Origin of the sequence: Desulfurivibrio dismutans (genome assembly GCF_029210385.1) — a bacterium.
Classification (GTDB): domain Bacteria; phylum Desulfobacterota; class Desulfobulbia; order Desulfobulbales; family Desulfurivibrionaceae; genus Desulfurivibrio; species Desulfurivibrio dismutans.
On the sequence record NZ_JARGDQ010000001.1, the window covers coordinates 75729 to 91882 of the forward strand.

Annotated in this window: 14 protein-coding genes; 6 read left to right on the forward strand and 8 right to left on the reverse strand. The window is 60.6% G+C overall.

The features are described 5' to 3' along the window. Positions 1 to 75 precede the first annotated feature (75 nt). Positions 76 to 1548, reverse strand: coding sequence for an exodeoxyribonuclease III (locus tag P0N66_RS00340; RefSeq protein ID WP_275801966.1), 1473 nt, complete (start codon positions 1546 to 1548; stop codon positions 76 to 78). A 525-nt stretch (positions 1549 to 2073) separates the two neighbouring features. On the opposite strand from P0N66_RS00340, the gene P0N66_RS00345 reads away from it, so the two are divergent. Further along, positions 2074 to 2523, forward strand: a complete 450-nt coding sequence (locus tag P0N66_RS00345) for a response regulator (protein WP_275801967.1) — start codon at positions 2074 to 2076, stop codon at positions 2521 to 2523. A gap of 2 nt (positions 2524 to 2525) precedes the next feature. On the opposite strand, the gene P0N66_RS00350 is transcribed toward P0N66_RS00345, so the two are convergent. The 4 genes from P0N66_RS00350 to P0N66_RS00365 are packed head-to-tail and all read right to left on the reverse strand — an operon-like array spanning position 2526 to position 6727. Further along, positions 2526 to 3233, reverse strand: coding sequence for a lysophospholipid acyltransferase family protein (locus tag P0N66_RS00350; protein WP_275801968.1), 708 nt, complete (start codon positions 3231 to 3233; stop codon positions 2526 to 2528). Between the two features lie 38 nt (positions 3234 to 3271). Beyond that, entirely contained in the window at positions 3272 to 5281 is a 2010-nt protein-coding gene (gene uvrB / locus P0N66_RS00355) for an excinuclease ABC subunit UvrB (RefSeq protein WP_275801969.1), read from the reverse strand. Then, complete coding sequence (thiL, locus tag P0N66_RS00360; protein WP_275801970.1) at positions 5278 to 6303, reverse strand: thiamine-phosphate kinase; 1026 nt, start codon at positions 6301 to 6303, stop codon at positions 5278 to 5280. Before thiL ends, uvrB begins: the two co-directional genes overlap by 4 nt. 25 nt (positions 6304 to 6328) lie before the next feature. Further along, positions 6329 to 6727: a hypothetical protein gene (locus P0N66_RS00365; protein WP_275801971.1), complete on the reverse strand. Its 399-nt coding sequence runs from the start codon at positions 6725 to 6727 to the stop codon at positions 6329 to 6331. 355 nt (positions 6728 to 7082) lie between these two features. Here P0N66_RS00365 and P0N66_RS00370 point away from each other — a divergent pair, with 355 nt between their 5' ends. The 4 genes from P0N66_RS00370 to P0N66_RS00385 all read left to right on the forward strand — a co-directional run bounded on the left by P0N66_RS00370 (position 7083) and on the right by P0N66_RS00385 (position 11246). Further along, on the forward strand, positions 7083 to 7652 hold the full coding sequence (locus P0N66_RS00370) for an RNA polymerase sigma factor (RefSeq protein WP_275801972.1): 570 nt from the start codon (positions 7083 to 7085) through the stop codon (positions 7650 to 7652). Between the two features lie 36 nt (positions 7653 to 7688). Beyond that, entirely contained in the window at positions 7689 to 8549 is an 861-nt protein-coding gene (locus P0N66_RS00375) for a zf-HC2 domain-containing protein (RefSeq protein WP_275801973.1), read from the forward strand. Positions 8550 to 8910: 361 nt separating this feature from the next. Beyond that, entirely contained in the window at positions 8911 to 10365 is a 1455-nt protein-coding gene (locus P0N66_RS00380) for a DegQ family serine endoprotease (RefSeq protein WP_275801974.1), read from the forward strand. A gap of 128 nt (positions 10366 to 10493) precedes the next feature. Then, positions 10494 to 11246 (forward strand): hypothetical protein, encoded by a 753-nt coding sequence (locus tag P0N66_RS00385; RefSeq protein ID WP_275801975.1) that lies wholly within the window; start codon positions 10494 to 10496, stop codon positions 11244 to 11246. A gap of 41 nt (positions 11247 to 11287) precedes the next feature. On the opposite strand, the gene P0N66_RS00390 is transcribed toward P0N66_RS00385, so the two are convergent. Then, the gene (locus P0N66_RS00390; RefSeq protein WP_275801976.1) at positions 11288 to 12049 is read right to left on the reverse strand and encodes a hypothetical protein; all 762 of its coding nucleotides are present in this window, start codon (positions 12047 to 12049) and stop codon (positions 11288 to 11290) included. 82 nt (positions 12050 to 12131) lie between these two features. Continuing rightward, on the reverse strand, positions 12132 to 13310 hold the full coding sequence (locus tag P0N66_RS00395) for a type IV pilus twitching motility protein PilT (RefSeq protein WP_275801977.1): 1179 nt from the start codon (positions 13308 to 13310) through the stop codon (positions 12132 to 12134). Positions 13311 to 13573: 263 nt separating this feature from the next. Between P0N66_RS00395 and P0N66_RS00400 the strand changes: the two genes are divergently transcribed. Continuing rightward, the gene (locus tag P0N66_RS00400; RefSeq protein WP_275801978.1) at positions 13574 to 13996 is read left to right on the forward strand and encodes a secondary thiamine-phosphate synthase enzyme YjbQ; all 423 of its coding nucleotides are present in this window, start codon (positions 13574 to 13576) and stop codon (positions 13994 to 13996) included. Between the two features lie 164 nt (positions 13997 to 14160). On the opposite strand, the gene typA is transcribed toward P0N66_RS00400, so the two are convergent. Next, entirely contained in the window at positions 14161 to 15933 is a 1773-nt protein-coding gene (gene typA / locus P0N66_RS00405; protein WP_275801979.1) for a translational GTPase TypA, read from the reverse strand. Positions 15934 to 16154 lie beyond the last annotated feature (221 nt).

The following is a 16154-nucleotide window of genomic DNA, read 5'->3' on the forward strand; positions in this document are numbered from 1 at the left end:
GGCAGCAAATGGTACCAGAGCTCGGCCAGTCGGCGCTAGCCGCCGACTGGATGGGGCGCTGTTGAACGGCTACAGTCACGCCAGGGTCAGGGTCACCGGGCAGTGATCCGAGCCCATGATCTCCGGGCGGATACCGGCCTCCCGCACCCGCTTTTGGCCGGCGTCGTCGATGCAGAAATAATCAATCCGCCAGCCCACGTTGCGTTGCCGGGCGCCGCCCCGGTAGCTCCACCAGGTGTAATGGCCGCTCTCCTGGTTGAACATCCGGAAGGTATCGGTGAAGCCAGCGGCCAGGAAGCCGTCCAGCCAGGCTCTTTCCTCTCGGGAAAATCCCGGGTGCTGTTCGTTTTCTTTGGGCCGGGCCAGGTCGATTTCCCGGTGGGCGACGTTTAAGTCGCCGCCGATCACCACGTTTTTCTTGACCGCCAGACCTTGGGTGAACTGTTGAAAGCGGCGGCAGAAATCCAACTTAAAGTCCAACCGGGCCAGTGCCGGCTGGGCGTTGGGGAGGTAGGCGTTGACCAGAAAGAAGTCGGCAAACTCCAAGGTCAGCACCCGGCCTTCCTGCTCGTATTCTTCCCCCAGATCCATCCCGTAGATCACCCTGTGCGGTTCCAGCCGGCTGTAAATAGCCACCCCGGAGTATCCCCGGCGTTGCGCCGGTAGCCAGAAAGCCTGGTAGCCCGGTAGCTGGCGCACTGTAAGGGGCAATTGTTCCGGATGGGCCTTGATCTCCTGGATGGCCAGCAGGTCGGCGTCCAGTTCGGCCGCAATTTCGGTAAACCCCTTTTTGGCAATGGCCCGCAGTCCGTTGACGTTCCAGGACGCCAGCCGCAAGGGCGTTCCGGCTGAGGGTGAGATTCTGCCAGTATTTGGTTGCGGCGGTTTGCGGGGGGTGATTCCCAAGCGCGGGCAAAGATCGGTCAGCGGGCAGCGATCGCAGTGGGGGCCTACCGGTCGGCAGATTTCCTGGCCGAAAGCCACCAGCAGGGAGTTGATGCGGCGCCAGTATTTAAGCGGCAACTGGGCCCGCAAGGCCTTTTCAGTCGCTTCGGGGGTGGTGGTGTCGACATAACCCCAGATATTCATGATCCGGTGGACATGGGTGTCGACACAAATCGCCGGTTTTGCGTAGGCCACCGCCGCCACCAGATTGGCGGTCTTGCGTCCCACCCCCGGCAGTTGGATCAACTTCTCGACGGTGTCGGGAATTTTTCCCCCGAACCCGGCGGTCAGCGCCGCCGGCAGGCGGGCCAGGTAACCGGCCTTGGCGCGAAAGAAACCCACCGGGCGGATCAGGTCGCGCAGCTCCTCTTCATTCAGCTTGGCCAGGTCGGCCAGGTTTGGGGCTCGGGCAAAAAGGCGGGTTGCGGCGGCTGCGGTGGTTTCGTCGCGGGTGCGGGCTGAAAGAATGGTGGCCACCAACACCTTATAAGGATCTTTGCTTTGGACTGCGATCAGGTCAACCACCGGCACCCGATACTTGGGAACCTCCTTTTCCAGGCGGGCAATTGCCCGTTCCATGTCAATACTGGTACGATTTTTCATTTGCTCCTGCCGTGATCGCTTATGGGACAAACCCTGTGAATTGGTTATATGAAAATAGTTTGACCGTGCTCATCTTCCTTTTTATCTGCTTGCCATGCAGCCGATGTTCAGTAACCTGGTAATATTGCCCGGCACTTCCGGTATCCCCTTGGGGTCGTTAAACCAAAAAAGGTCCTGTGGCCAGCAAAAAATACCGGTCTTTTTTGCTGTTTGCGTCGTGCCGAGCAGATGTTTGGCGGACTTGGGCTAAACCATCAGGACTGGTATCGGCGTGGCAAAAACGTGGTTGTGCGAAAACTGGGAATAAGATATCGTCAACCTTGATTACCTTGTGAAAACTCGCCATTTTGTTGGTCGGTAATACGAAAATAAGCAGTTAAACCCGTGCCCCGCCGGCGTCGCCGCTCTTTGCGGCGCCGGCAGCTTTGTCTGGTTTAATGATGGTTTTGGGGCTGGTTCGCCGTCAACCTGCTGCGGTTGGGGTAATGGCTGAACCACCGAGCGGGTGGATGAGGATACGGTTCCATGAGACATTTTCAGACAAAAATCTTCGAGATTCTGCTGGTGGAGGATGAACCGGCGGATGCGCACCTGGTGCAGATCGGCCTGGAAGAAAACGAGTCTCCCTGCAAGCTGCATCATGTTAAGGACGGGCTTGAGGCCTTGGACTTCTTGCGTCGCCAGGGAGAACAGTTTGCTTCTACCCCCCGTCCGCACCTGATTCTCCTGGATTTGAACATGCCGCGGATGAACGGCCGTGAATTCCTGGCGGCCCTGAAAGCCGATCCCGCTCTGGCTGCGATTCCAGTGGTGATTCTCACCACCTCGGACAGTGATCACGACGTCAGTGCCAGTTATCAGGCCGGGGCCGCCGGCTACATCGTCAAACCCGCCGGAATGGATGAATTTAATGCCGCCCTCAAGGGGGTGGAGCGATACTGGTGTGGCTTGGTGCGTCTGCCGGGGATGGGGTAGTTTTACGGCTGCTCCCCCGTCTCCTGGCCGACGGCGGTCATGGCTTCCCGGTACAGGGCGTTGAGCCGTTTCTCCAGTTCCAGCCGGTACTGTTCCGTCTCTTCCCCCCTGATTCCTTCCGGTACCGCCAGGGGCGGGCCGTAGTGGTAGCTGATCCGGGCCAGCGGCTTGGGGATCATGGTGCGATCCCAGGAGCGTAGGCGCCAGCAGCGGTCGGCGGCCCAGGCCGAAGGCAGGATCGGGGCGCCGGTGCGGGAGGCCAGCAGGACTGCCCCGGCCTGGGCGATGCGGGCCGGTCCCTGCGAGCCGTCGGCGATGATGCCGGCGTTGGCCCCGTTTTTTACCTGCGCGATCATCCCCTTGAGGGCCGCCACCCCCCCCCGGTTCCGAGAACCCCGCACCAGTTCAGCGTTCATCAGCCGCAGGGCGCCGCTGAGCAGCTCGGCGTCATCGCTGGCGGAGACCATCAGTACCCAGCGCGCCGCCGGATCAAGGGACAACTGCTGGCGCTTGACCTGGTAAAGGTGAAAAAACACCGCATAGTGCCAGCAGGCGGAAATGAAAGGCTGCTGGGCCAGGCAGTCCTGCAGGTGTTCCAGGCCCTGGGTTCGCACCCGGCAGGAGGCAAATAGTCCCCGGCTGACCAGATGATAGAGAGAGGGGGCCAGGCGGCGGGCCAGGTTGTGCAGAAAGGGGTTTTTGATGGCCATGGCGACTCCGTTTCGCCTGCCGGCCCCTGACGGGCCGATTACCAGTTGAGTTCTTCTTCTTTCAGGGCCTTAATGCGATCCCGCAGTTCGGCAGCATCTTCAAAGGCCAGCTCCCGGGCCGCCTCCTGCATGGCCTTTTCCAATTCCCTGATTTCCCGCCGCAGTTCGGCCAGATTTTTAAAGGTCGGCTTGGGCTCCCCGGTTTGCGGCGCAACTTCCACCGTGGCGTAATCCTGTTCGTAGATGCTGGCCATGATGTCTTTGATCCGGGAACGGATGGTGGCCGGGGTGATGCCGTGGGCCCGGTTGTATTCGGCCTGGATGGCCCGTCGCCGCTCAGTTTCAGCGATGGTGCGGGCCATGGCTTCACTGACCCGGTCGCCGTAAAGGATTACCAGCCCGTCGGCGTTGCGGGCAGCCCGGCCACAGGTCTGGATCAGCGAGCGCTCGCTGCGCAGAAAACCTTCCTTGTCGGCATCCAGTACTGCCACCAGGGACACCTCGGGCAGGTCCAACCCCTCCCGCAGCAGGTTGATCCCCACCAGCACGTCATATTCCCGCCGCCGCAGGTCGCGGAGCAGTTCCATCCGTTCCAAAGTCTTGATATCGGCATGGAGATAGCGCACCCGGACCTCGAGGTTGGTGTAATACTCGCAAAGATCCTCAGCCATCCGTTTGGTCAGGGTGGTAACCAGCACTGCCTCGTCACGCTCTCCACGTTTACGGATTTCCGCCAGCAGGTCGTCCACCTGGCCGGTGGCGGGGCGGACCTCGATGGCCGGATCCATCAAGCCGGTGGGGCGGATGATCTGTTCCGCCACTCGCCCCTGGGCCATCTCCAGCTCATGGTCGCCGGGGGTGGCGGAAACGTAAATGGCCTGGTGCACCCGGGCGGTGAATTCATCGAACATCAGGGGGCGGTTGTCCAACGCTGAGGGCAGCCGGAAGCCGTATTCGACCAGGGTTTCCTTGCGGGAGCGATCACCCCGGTACATGCCCCGCACCTGGGGAATGCTGACGTGGGATTCATCCACCAGCAGCAGATAATCATCGGGGAAGTAGTCCAGCAGGGTGGGCGGCGGCGCGCCGGGCGGGCGGCCGGTGAAATGGCGGCTGTAGTTTTCAATGCCGTGGCAGTAGCCCAGCTCAGCCAGCATCTCCAGGTCGAAGTTGGTACGCTGTTCCAGGCGCTGGGCCTCCAGCAGGCGGCCTGCCGCCTCCAGTTCCCGCAGGCGTTCCTGCAGTTCGGACTTGATGGTGGTGATGGCCTGCCGCTGCCGGTCTTTAGAGGTGACGAAATGGCTGCCGGGGAAAACCGTGGCTTCCTGCAGTTCGGCATGGATCACTCCCCGCAAGGGATCAACCACCCGGATGGCCTCAATGGTGTCGCCGAACAACTCCACCCGCAGGGCCTGTTCCTCTTCATGGACCGGGAAAATCTCGACGACATCGCCCCGCACGCGGAAGGTGCCGCGGTGAAATGAATAGTCGTTGCGTTCATAAAGCATGTGCACCAGGCGGCGCTGGATCTCCACCGGCGGATAATCCTCTCCGACCTTGAGGGCAAGGTGCATGTTCAGATATTCTTCCGGCGAACCCAGGCCGTAAATGCAGGAGACCGAAGCCACGATGACCACGTCCCGGCGGGTGAGCAGGGCCCGGGTGGCGCCGTGGCGCATCTTGTCGATGGTGTCGTTGATGGCCGAGTCCTTTTCAATGTAGGTGTCGCTCTGGGGAATGTAGGCCTCTGGCTGGTAGTAGTCGTAGTAGCTGACAAAGTATTCCACCGCATTATGCGGAAAGAGCTCCCTGAATTCGGAGTAAAGCTGGGCGGCCAGGGTCTTGTTGGGGGCCAGGATCAAAGCCGGACGGCCGGTTGCGGCGATGACCCTGGCCATGGTGAAGGTCTTGCCCGAACCGGTAACTCCCAGCAGCACCTGGTGGGGCGCCCCCTGTTCCACCCCCCCGCTGAGCAGTTCGATGGCCCGGGGCTGGTCACCGGCGGGGGTGAAATCGGTGACCATGTTGAAACTGGTGGAACTGGTCATGGGGCAGCTCGAAAATGATCGTAGCCACGGTAGCTGATTTCGCGGCCGGTGCCGTCTGCGTCCCGCAGAATCACCCCGGGGCCGCCGGCCGGCGGGGCGGTCAGGCAACCGATGCGGGTCAGGGTGGCACCGGCAACGGTACCAGCCAGATTGCTGATGGCCGGATCATGGGCCGGGTCGGCGGTAAAGAGCAGGTGGTAATCCTCGCCGCCGCCCAGCGCCCAGGAGAGGGGGTCGGCCTGGCAGACGGCGGCGGCCCGGTGGACCAGGGCCGGGATCGGTAGCAACGCCGCCGCCACTTCGGCGCTGACCCCACTGGCTGTACAGATGTGGGCCAGGTCGGTGGCCAGGCCGTCGGAAAGGTCCATCATGGCGTGCACCAGCCCTGCTGTCGCCAGCTTTTGCCCCAACTCCACCTGGGCCTGGGGATCGAGGTGGGCCTGTACCGCCGGCTGCCACCGGGGGTCGGTGGCCAGCCCCTGGCGGCAAAGCTCCAGGCCGCCGGCGGCCAGCCCCAAAGGCCCACCCACCCAGACCGAATCGCCGGGTTGACCGCTGGAGCGCAGGCAGGCTCGCGATTCCGGGCTCTCCCCGATGACGGTCACCGACAGCAGCAGCCGCTCGGGGCTGTTGACCGTGTCGCCACCAATCAGCACGGCGCCGTAGGCGGCCACTGCTTCGGCCAGTCCGTCCAGCATGGCATCAAGCCAGGCCGGGTCTTCTTGGTCTCCCAGCCCCAATGAAAGTAGCACATAACGGGGAGTGCCGCCCATGGCGGCAATGTCGCTCATGTTCACCGCCACCGCTTTGCGGCCCAGCAGGTGGGGCGGGTGCCAGCGGCGATCGAAGTGTACCCCTTCCACCAGGGTGTCGGTGGTAATCAGGGAGTCCTGTTGTGGACTTGGTTTCCAGATGGCGCAATCATCCCCGATGCCCTGCCGCAGACCGGCGGGGGGAGACGTCGGGGCGAAGGCGGCGGCGCGGCGGGTGATGGCGGTGATCAGGTCCCGTTCTGGGTTCATGGCGGCGGTTTTCCTTGGCCGGTCGCTACTTGATAACTTTCAGATGAGATTTGCGGCGCGGCGCGCTCTTGCCTGGTTTGGCAGGCTTGGTGGAACTTTCCGCCGGCGCCGCTGTATCTTTGGGGCGCCAGGAAATCGCCTTGATATAACGCTTCTCGCCGCCCATGGTGAAAACTTCCCGGCCAGTGAACTGTTCCTCCCGCAGGGTCCAGATTACCTGACGGGGCGGGATGGTGAGCAACTGAAAAGTGACATGCCACCATTCGTCCCGACGGCTGTCGTCACGGACAATTTCAGTGACCACCGCGTAAAAGAGCTGATCGGCGATGATCAGCACGATATCGCTTTCCTGGGTGGTATCCTTAAAGGGCATGATCTTTCGCAGATCGTGGATGATTTTTTCAATATCGAATTCCTGGCTCATAACCACCTCGCAATTGTTAAGCACGGGTCTGAAAAACGGTCGACAGGTTAACACAGTACCTCAAGCCCTGGCAACGTTGCCGTGCTTTTTCCCAGCAGTTGTGCCAGTCGGTAAACGTTCAGGTGCCGTAGATTGCGGCAGGCGGCCCGGCGCCGCGTACACTGGTACGCAAGCTGGGCCGAACGCCGCAAGATGCGGTGCGGCTGAACATTTACCAAAAACTCGAGCTTGCTTTGCGGCGGGTCTGCGGCTACCATGTACCCGTTTAATAAAAAACTGAACGGGGGCGGGAACTTTCGAGGAGTACCGGCTGTCCGTTAACTACGGAAGGAACCTCGGACCTCTATTATTCCGGATGCCTAAACAGGAAGAAAACGAAAGCGCGGAACTGGTTCGAGCCCTGCGAAATGGTGATGACCGGGCCTTTGCCGACTTGGTTCGGCTGCACCAGGGAAGGATTTACAATCTGGCGCTCAACTACGTCAAAGACGAAGAAGAGGCCAAAGATCTGACCCAGGATATTTTTATCACCGTCCATCGTTCTTTGGCCAGTCTGCGGGATGAAGCCAAATTTGGCGCCTGGCTTTATCAGTTGGCCCTTAATCATTGCCGTAATCGTTACAAAAGGTTGCAGCGGCGCGGATTTTTTCGCAGCAGCTCGGTTGATGACCCCGATTATCCTCTGCACCTGACCGACGGCGAATCTCCGGAGGGGTTGCTGGGTCGCCGTGATCAGGACCGGCTGGTGCGCCTCGCCATTGCCGAGCTGGCGCCGGCGGAAAAGGAGATCATCCTGTTGCGGGATATCGAAGAACTCTCTTACGACGAAATCGGCGATATTTTAGCGATTCCGTTGGGGACGGTGAAGTCTAAGCTGAACCGGGCCCGTCTGGCCCTGAAAAGCCGTTTGGAAAAAATTTTGTAATCGTCTCCGTGGTAAAACCATCTTCAGAGGATATCTATGGATTGTGCCCAGCTCCCTTCGCTGTACACTGCCCGTCTTGACCAGGAACTGACACAAGAAGAGCAGGCGGCCTTTGATGGTCATCTGGTGGCCTGCGCCGACTGTGCTCGGCAATGGCGCCTTTTTCAGGCCACCATGGACCGGCTTTACGACCTGGAGCCCCTGCCGGCTCCGCCGGATCTGTTGCCCGGCATTATGGCTGCGGTGGAGCGGCGAAAAGCGTTTGCTCCGACCTGGCTGGCCCGGCTGCTGGCCTGGTGGCAACGGCAGGACTTTTCGGTGTCGGTGCCCACCGCTGCCGGTACGGTGGCTACCGCCATGCTGCTGGCAGTGCTGGTGAAGAACTCCATGATCCCCTGGCCGCTGGCCGCCCCCCTGGAAGCGCCGGTGACCGACAGCCAGCCCCGGGCCAGCCAGGTTGCCGGCCTGGTCGGCGATAGCCCCCGGCTGCCGCTGCCCGATGCCACCCTGGCCGCCACTTCTCCCCGCCGCTATCAGGCGCCCATCGTTGCCCCCGATTTTACTCCCGGTCACACTTATGATACCGTTCCGTCCCATCGCTCGTCACTTCCAGGACTAAATATGCAACGGCCCGATGTGCTGGTGGTTTTCGAGGTGAATCAAGGTGATGATCTGGATAGCTTTCTTGCGGACTGTAATTCCCAGTCCTCTTGGCGGGTGGGGTATCCCGGCCGGGATATGATGCTGCTGGAACTGCCTCCCTGTGAACTCCCCCGGCTGCGAGAACTGCTGGCCGGCAAGTCCGCCGCCATTGCTCCGGTGGCGGCTCTGTCGCCCGATTTCGCCCAGGACCTGGAGTCGGTCAAGGTGGCCATTCGCTTCCGGCAGCCGGAATAATTTTTAGAAACCCGCCAAACATGTTGGTCGGAAACAAAAGAACAGTCAGTTATAAAGAGTTCCCGGTCGGCGGCGCGGCTTTTTGCGACGCCGACCATTTTGATCTGCAGTCGGCGTCGATATTTTTCCGGAACATTGTTGCATCAGACGCTGTCCTGGTTGCAGGTGCGTTGCTTAACGCGCCTGTTTCTTCCTTTCCCCTTTGCTTTCATGGCGAAGGGCCCTCCAGGGACCGCTGCGGCCTGCCCGATCGCAGCGGTCCCCTTTTTTGCAGCCGCCGGCCTGGCTTGACAACGGCCGGGCAGCCGTTAGAGTACAACCGTACCGTTACCAATCATAAAAAATATTTTAAGGAGATTCCATGAACCGCTCAATTACCACGCTTCGGGCCGGGACTGCGGCTCGCCTGTTGACAATGTTCTCCCTTACAGCCCTGTTGATGCTGGTGGCCACTACCGGTCGGGCGGCGCCTCCGCCTTCCTTTGCCGATCTGGCGGAGAAGCTCGGTCCGTCAGTGGTCAATATTTATACCACCCAGACGGTTCAGGCTCCCAGTTCACCCCATCATTTTTTCTTTGAAGGAGAAGAACTGCCGGAACTGTTCAGGCGTTTTTTCGATTCCCCTTCGCCCCACTCCCGGCCGCCCCGGGGAACCCCGCCGCGGGAGATGCAGCGTACCAGTCTGGGTTCCGGCGTGATCATCTCGCCTGACGGCTACATTGTCACCAATAACCATGTGGTGGAGAACGCCGATTCCATTAATATCCGGCTGACCAATTTCGAGGAATATGACGCCGAGGTGGTGGGGCGGGATCCTAAAACCGACCTGGCCCTGCTTAAAATCGAGGCCAAAAGCGCGTTGCCCGCCGTCAAGATGGGTGACTCCGATGCTCTGCGGGTGGGTGACTGGGTAATCGCCATCGGCAACCCCTTTGGTTTTGAGCAGACCGTCACCGCTGGGATTGTCAGTGGTAAGGGGCGCTCGTTGGGTAGCGGTCCGTATGAAAACTTTATCCAGACCGACGCCTCCATCAACCCCGGTAATTCCGGCGGCCCGCTGTTTAACCTGCAGGGTGAGATGGTGGGGATCAATACCGCCATATACTCCCGAGGGGGGGGCAACATCGGCATCGGTTTTGCAATTCCGGTGAACATGGCCAAAAATATCATTGACCAGATCCGTGAGCATGGCACCGTGACTCGGGGTTGGCTGGGGGTGTTGATTCAACACGTGACCCCGGAATTGGCGCGCCAGTTTCAGTTGGATCGGCCCATTGGCGCCCTGGTGGGCGAGGTTTCGCCGGAGAGTCCGGCGGCCGAGGCCGGCATGCGCCCTGGTGATGTGATTGTTGAGTACGATGGTAAAAAGATCACCCAGATGAGTATGGTTCCCACCCTGGTGTCTCAGACCCCGGTGGGGCAGGAGGTGCTGGTGAAGGTGATCCGCCGGGGCCAGGAACAAGATTTGCTGGTCACCATCGGTAAACTTGATGAAGACGATCAGTTGCCGGTGCCCCGTACCCAGGAAGCCGAAGAAAAACTGGGCCTGGGGGCCCAGGAATTGACCGAAGAAGTGGCCCGCTCGTTGGGCCTCAAGGATCCGATCGGGGTGCTGATCTCCCACGTTGAACCGGGTTCGCCGGCGCAGCGGGCTGGTTTGCGCCGCGGGGAGGTGATCGTTGAGGTCAACCAACAGCCGGTCGGCAACCTGGCCGAGTATGGCGAAATGATGGAACAGGCTCTGGAGAAGGGCGAGGTGCTGCTGCTGGTTAACCGCGGCGGCCAGCACCGCTATGTGGCGATCAGTATCCGCTAGGTGAAAGCCTGGCAGCGTTGTATGCCAGACGATCAGCCTGACCTTCGCCGTCGAACTGAGTGGGTCAGGCTGATCGTCCAGGCCGCGGCTTAAGTAAGGATTGCAAATTTACAAGGGAGGAGATGGTCATGTCCGTTAGCCCGGCCGGAGGTCGTTTGTGGGGTTTGCTTGGCGGGCTGGTGTTGCTGGTTTCGTTGGTGGTGGGCGGTTGTGCCTATCGTGACCGGGTGGCGCCACTGGATCTGCCCGACCCGGAACGGGGGGCGGTGGAGATCAACGGGGTGATGGTCAGCGCCCTGGCTTTTGTTGACCCCAAGCAGGCCCAGGAAGCTTTCGGCTTTAACGCCCGGCGAGCCGGGCTGTTGCCGGTGCAGTTGACCTTTCAGAATGACAGCGCCGATGAGGTGGTGGTCAATACCGGCCAGACCTTCCTGGTCGACCAGGAGAACCGGGCCTGGCCCGTACTGTCCCAGGACCGGGCCCACGCCCGGGCCAAGGGCCACGTGGAGGTGGGCGAAACAGTGCGGGAAGCCGGGCGGCCGGCCCTGTTGCTGGGGGCGGCCGGGGCCGTGGTGGGAGCGGCTTTCGGACTGGTAACCGGCGAAAATGTCGGGGCCGCCGCCGGTAAAGGGGCAGCCATCGGGGTGGCCGGTGGGGTGCTGGGCGGCGGGGCCGAAGGCTATGCCGCCATCGGTGCCCGGGTGCGTCGCGACCTGGCTGAAAAATCCCTGACCAGCGGGCCAATCCGGCCCAATCAGATCGGCTACGGAGTGCTGTTTTTCCCCGGCGAACCGGGAGCCGAGGCTGATACGGTTGAAGAACTGCGGTTGGCCTTGCAGATCGGACAGCAGCAGCACATCATTCGGTTGCCGCTCAGGTAGCGAGTCCGGAACCGGGGCCGGGGGCTTTTCCCCGGATCTGGTCAGCCCAGTTTACCGTGCTCCTGCAGGGCCTGCAGGAGCGGGCCGAAAAGCTGTCGGTAGTCGTGGCGGGCTTTTTTCAGAACCAGCTTGATCCGTTCGAGATCATGTTCGTTGACCGTCAGGTTGGCGCTGAGGGTTAAGGCTTCCAGGTCGTAGAGGGTGTGCAAATTCGGCCCGACAAGTACGTAAAGCAGCAGTCGGCGGCTGGCCATGGGCATCCTGCGCATGTGCCGATGAAAGCTTGAATCGGCCAGCTTATCGCCTTCAAAATCGCTGTGCAGAACCACGGCGGCAAAATTGACAAACCGCATCCGCTCGATGGCCGCCGCTGCCGATGGCGGGTATTCCACCTGATATTCCAGTTCTTCCAGCGCTGCCGCCACCCGCTGGCGTTTATCGTCGTCGGGCATCAGAACCATGGCCAAGGGCACATCATCGATGGCCTCGTCGGTGCGGCTCTCTTCCTGCTGTCGCAGCAGGCTGATATCCGGCGGTTGGGGTGCCTTGGGGGGCAGGTCGTCAGGAGTGGCCGGTGGGGTTTGAGCGGGCGCCGCTGCCTTGGTGGCTTTGGGGGTGGGCTCATCTTTGGCTGCCTGGGCCAGGTTGCCGTCATGCCGCAAATGGATGGGCTCATTACAGATGGGACAGCTTATTTTCAGGGTTTTCCCTGCGGGTAAAGCGCCAACGGCCCGGGCGACTTTTTCCTGTTGCGCCTCGGTCAGTTGCAGCTTGTTATGGCAGTGGGGGCATTGTGACAGCATTCTGTTCTCCCGGGTAATTCAGTTGGGGCGATGTCGCCGGGTATGGCTCGCTTTTGGGTGGCGGTCATGTTCGGGTAAAGCTTCAGCGCCGCCGGCGCCCGGGCTGAGCTTCGTTTTCTTCCATGCTCAGGTCTTTTATTTTGCTGGTTTCCTCGCCCTTGGCCGCTTTGATCTGGTCCAACCCGCGGTTGATGGTGGTGCGGCGGCTGGCATAAGCAACGGCGGTTTTTTCAGTGATCAGCCCCTGTTCGTAAAGATCCAGGATGTGCTGGTCGAAGGTTTGCCAACCAGCCGCCCGGGCGTCGGAGATCACGTCGTAATAGGTTTTGTCCTCCTGTTCACCATTTAAGATCAGTTCCCGAACCCGTAAGCTGGTGCCCATGATTTCCAGGGCCGCCACTCGCCCGTCTCCCACCTTGGGCAGCAGCCGCTGGGAAACGACCCAACGCAGGGTGTCCGCCAGCCGGTTGCGGATCTGGCCCTGTTCATGGTGTTCGAACATCCCCAGGATACGGTTGATGGTCTGGCCGGCGTCGATGGTATGGAGGGTGGAGAGCACCAGGTGGCCGGTTTCCGCCGCCGTGAGGCCAATTTCCATGCTGACCCGGTCTCGCATCTCGCCCACCAGTATGATTTTCGGGGCCTGTCGCAGGGCTGCCCGCAGGCCGGAGGCAAAGTCGTCAAAGTCGGTGCCCAGTTCCCGCTGGTTGAAGGTGGCCTTTTTATGCTGGTGTACGAACTCGATGGGATCTTCCAGGGTCACGATGTGTTCGGGCCGTTCGTTGTTGAACATGTCCAGCAGGGCAGCCAGGGTGGTGGATTTACCGGTGCCGGTGGCACCGGTGACCAGAATGAAGCCGGTGCGGTCGATATTGATTTTTTTAAGAGAATCGGGTAGCCCCAGTTGCTCAATGGTGGGGACTTCGGTGCTCAGGCGCCGCAGGACTGTAGTCAGGTGGCCTTGGCGGAAGAATACGTTGACCCGGAAACGGGCTTTGGCGTCCAGTTCGTGGGAAAGATCGCAGGACCCGCGTTCAATCAGCTCGTTGAGCAGCCGTTTGTTTTTTTTGATCAGGTTGAGGGCGAATACTTCAGTCTGAAAGGGGGTCAGCTCTTCCACCGGGGGGGTGACGGCTGCCGGGGTGAGGCGTCCTGAGCTTTCCACCTGCAAAGGGCGGTTAACGGTGACATTTAGGTCGGAGGCATTGTCGAAGCTCTCCAGCATGGAGGAAATCCAGTAGTTAATCTCCGCTTCTTTCATCGCTTGCCCTTTGTTGCCCTGCGGGTTGGTCTGATTGTCAGGAGAGGGAGGATAATTGCCCTATAGCTGCTACCGGGGGGAATGTCAACCCCAATAGGCCCTCCGTCCTGTCGCCATGTGACTTTGACCGCGTACTCGTAAACCCCGTGATCGCTTACCTTTTGATCTTGTCCGCTGTGCAAGACCCGACAGTTGACATGATGACGGCCGTCGGGGTAGGCTGGCAGTGGTGGTTTAAATCAAATTGACGCTGGGAGCGGAGAATGGCGAAACATAAGACCTACCCCCTGGAGATTCATTGTGCGGGCCGGGGATTGTACGATTTCACCGGCAAAGTTCGGGCTTTTGTGGCCGACAGCGGGATGCGCAACGGCCTGCTGACGGTGTTCTGTCTGCACACCTCGGCTTCCCTGGTGATTCAGGAAAATGCCGACCCCGATGTCCTTCATGATCTGGAGACTTTTATGAACCGCCTGGTGCCGGATGGTCAGCCCGACTGGCGGCACCGCAGTGAAGGGCCCGACGACATGCCGGCCCATGTCCGCTGCGCCCTGACCCAAACCTCCATCGGCATTCCGCTGGTTGACGGCGCCCTGGTTCTGGGCACCTGGCAGGGGATTTATCTGTGGGAACACCGCACCGCCCCTCATCGCCGTAAGGTGCTGCTGCATCTGCTGGGCCAATGAGCGGGGCTGCTCCGGGCCCGTCGGGTTGAGTGATCACAGGTTCCACCGTGGAGTAAGCGATCGCGGGGTATCCCAGGTTGCGGCAAGCGGGACGTTAAAGCGTACATCAGTACGTGAGCCGGCTCGATCGCCGCAAGATGCGGTGCTCCTTGATCGCTTACGGGTTAAACCTTGCGCAGGCGGATGGAGTCAGGGGTTACCTCCACCAGTTCATTGTCGTTGATGTAGGCAATACAGTCTTCCAGGCTCATCTTCACCGGCGGGGTCAGGACCACGTTTTCATCCGAGCCCGAAGCCCGCATGTTGGTCAGCTTCTTGCCCTTGGCCGGGTTGACCACCATTTCCCCCTCGCGGCTGTTTTCGCCGACGATCTGGTTTTTGTAGACCCGCTCGCCGGGGCCGACAAAGAGTCGCCCCCGGTCCTGGAGGTTGAACAGCGCATAGGCCACCGTGGTGCAGTTTTCCATGGCCAGCAGGGTGCCGTTGGTGCGGTTTTTGATCTCGCCGGCATATGGTCCGTATTCGGCAAAAACGTAGTTCATCACCCCCATCCCTTTGGTGTCGGTCATGAATTGGGAGCGGTAGCCCAGCAGCCCCCGGGTGGGGATTTTGTAGAGCAGTCGGGTCATGCCGTTTTCCTGGTGCATCTCCAGCATTTTGCCCTTGAGGCTGCCCAGTTTTTCAATCACCGTGCCGCTGTACTGTTCGTCGACATCGATGGTCAGCTCTTCGTAGGGTTCCAGCTTGACCCCGTCTTCCTCCCGCATGATCACCTGGGGTCTGGTCACCTGTAACTCGTAGCCTTCCCGCCGCATGGTTTCAATAAGGACGGAAAGATGCAACTCTCCCCGGCCGGCCACCTTGAAGCCGACTCCTTCCTGCAGCGGGCTGACCTGCAGGGCCACGTCGGAGATGGTCTCCCGCCGCAGCCGCTCTTCAATGTGCCGGGAGGTGACGAATTTGCCCTCCTGGCCGGCAAAGGGTGAGTCGTTGGGCAGGAAGTTCATGGCGATGGTGGGCGGGTCGATGTCGATCAGCGGAAGCGGCTTGGGGTTATCCGGGTCGGTGAAGGTTTCCCCCACGGTGATGTCGTCCATTCCCGCCACCGCCACGACTTCCCCGCAGATCGCCTGGTCGGTGGCCACTTTGGCGTTGCCCTCAAAACGGTAAATCTTGGTGATCCGGGCTGGCTTGCTGGAGCCGTCGCGCTTGCACACCAGCACGCTGCGGTTGATGTTCAGGCTGCCGCCGGTGACCTTGCCGATGGCCAGGCGGCCAAGGTAGGGAGAGGCGTCCAGGGAGCTGACCTGCATCTGCAGGGGGCCGTCGGCGTCGCCGGTGGGCGCGGGGATCTGCTCCACCATCAGATCGGCAATGGCACTCATGTCCTGTTTGTTAACCGGCAGGGTCATGGAAGCGTAGCCGTCTTTGGCCGAGGCGTAGACCACGGCGAAATCCAGCAGGTCATCCGGGGCGCCAAGTTTGACAAAGAGATCAAAGACCTGGTCCACGACCCAGTCGGGCCTGGCCGCCGGTTTGTCGATCTTGTTGACCACCACGATCAACGGCAGGTTGGCGGCCAGGGCCTTTTTCAGCACAAAATAGGTCTGGGGCATGGGGCCTTCCTGGGCGTCCACCAGCAGCAGGCAGCCGTCGGCCATGCGCAACACCCGTTCCACCTGGCCGCCAAAATCGGCATGGCCCGGGGTGTCGATGATGTTGATGCGGTATCCTTTGTGCAGGAAGGTGCCGTTTTTGGCGGAAATGGTGATTCCTCGCTCCTTTTCCAGGTCCATGGAGTCCATCATCCGTTCAGCGACCTGCTGGTTCTCCCGAAACATGCCGCTTTGGCGAAAAAGCTGGTCCACCAGGGTGGTTTTTCCATGGTCGACATGGGCGATAATGGCGACGTTTCTGATCTCTTGTTGACTGGTCATATTCTTCCGGTTGGGGCTGGTGGGTGGGCCGTTTTGACTGCAACCACGGGTAGAGGGGTGACGGTCGCCGGGGCGATCCTGACCGCTGGTACATGGTGAGAGTTTACGGCGGAAACCGGCAACTTGTTACAGGTGCCGAAAAAACGGGACACTCTAAATTGATTTTGCCAACAAAGCAAGCAGAAAAACAATTTTCCCGACCAAGCCTAACCGCTTTTTTT

Coding starts and splice junctions, on each gene's coding strand:
- P0N66_RS00340 (WP_275801966.1), bottom strand. CDS start 1,548: ATGAAAAATCGTACCAGTATTGACATGGAACGGGCAATTGCCCGCCTG.
- P0N66_RS00345 (WP_275801967.1), top strand. CDS start 2,074: ATGAGACATTTTCAGACAAAAATCTTCGAGATTCTGCTGGTGGAGGAT.
- P0N66_RS00350 (WP_275801968.1), bottom strand. CDS start 3,233: ATGGCCATCAAAAACCCCTTTCTGCACAACCTGGCCCGCCGCCTGGCC.
- uvrB (WP_275801969.1), bottom strand. CDS start 5,281: ATGACCAGTTCCACCAGTTTCAACATGGTCACCGATTTCACCCCCGCC.
- thiL (WP_275801970.1), bottom strand. CDS start 6,303: ATGAACCCAGAACGGGACCTGATCACCGCCATCACCCGCCGCGCCGCC.
- P0N66_RS00365 (WP_275801971.1), bottom strand. CDS start 6,727: ATGAGCCAGGAATTCGATATTGAAAAAATCATCCACGATCTGCGAAAG.
- P0N66_RS00370 (WP_275801972.1), top strand. CDS start 7,083: ATGCCTAAACAGGAAGAAAACGAAAGCGCGGAACTGGTTCGAGCCCTG.
- P0N66_RS00375 (WP_275801973.1), top strand. CDS start 7,689: ATGGATTGTGCCCAGCTCCCTTCGCTGTACACTGCCCGTCTTGACCAG.
- P0N66_RS00380 (WP_275801974.1), top strand. CDS start 8,911: ATGAACCGCTCAATTACCACGCTTCGGGCCGGGACTGCGGCTCGCCTG.
- P0N66_RS00385 (WP_275801975.1), top strand. CDS start 10,494: ATGTCCGTTAGCCCGGCCGGAGGTCGTTTGTGGGGTTTGCTTGGCGGG.
- P0N66_RS00390 (WP_275801976.1), bottom strand. CDS start 12,049: ATGCTGTCACAATGCCCCCACTGCCATAACAAGCTGCAACTGACCGAG.
- P0N66_RS00395 (WP_275801977.1), bottom strand. CDS start 13,310: ATGAAAGAAGCGGAGATTAACTACTGGATTTCCTCCATGCTGGAGAGC.
- P0N66_RS00400 (WP_275801978.1), top strand. CDS start 13,574: ATGGCGAAACATAAGACCTACCCCCTGGAGATTCATTGTGCGGGCCGG.
- typA (WP_275801979.1), bottom strand. CDS start 15,933: ATGACCAGTCAACAAGAGATCAGAAACGTCGCCATTATCGCCCATGTC.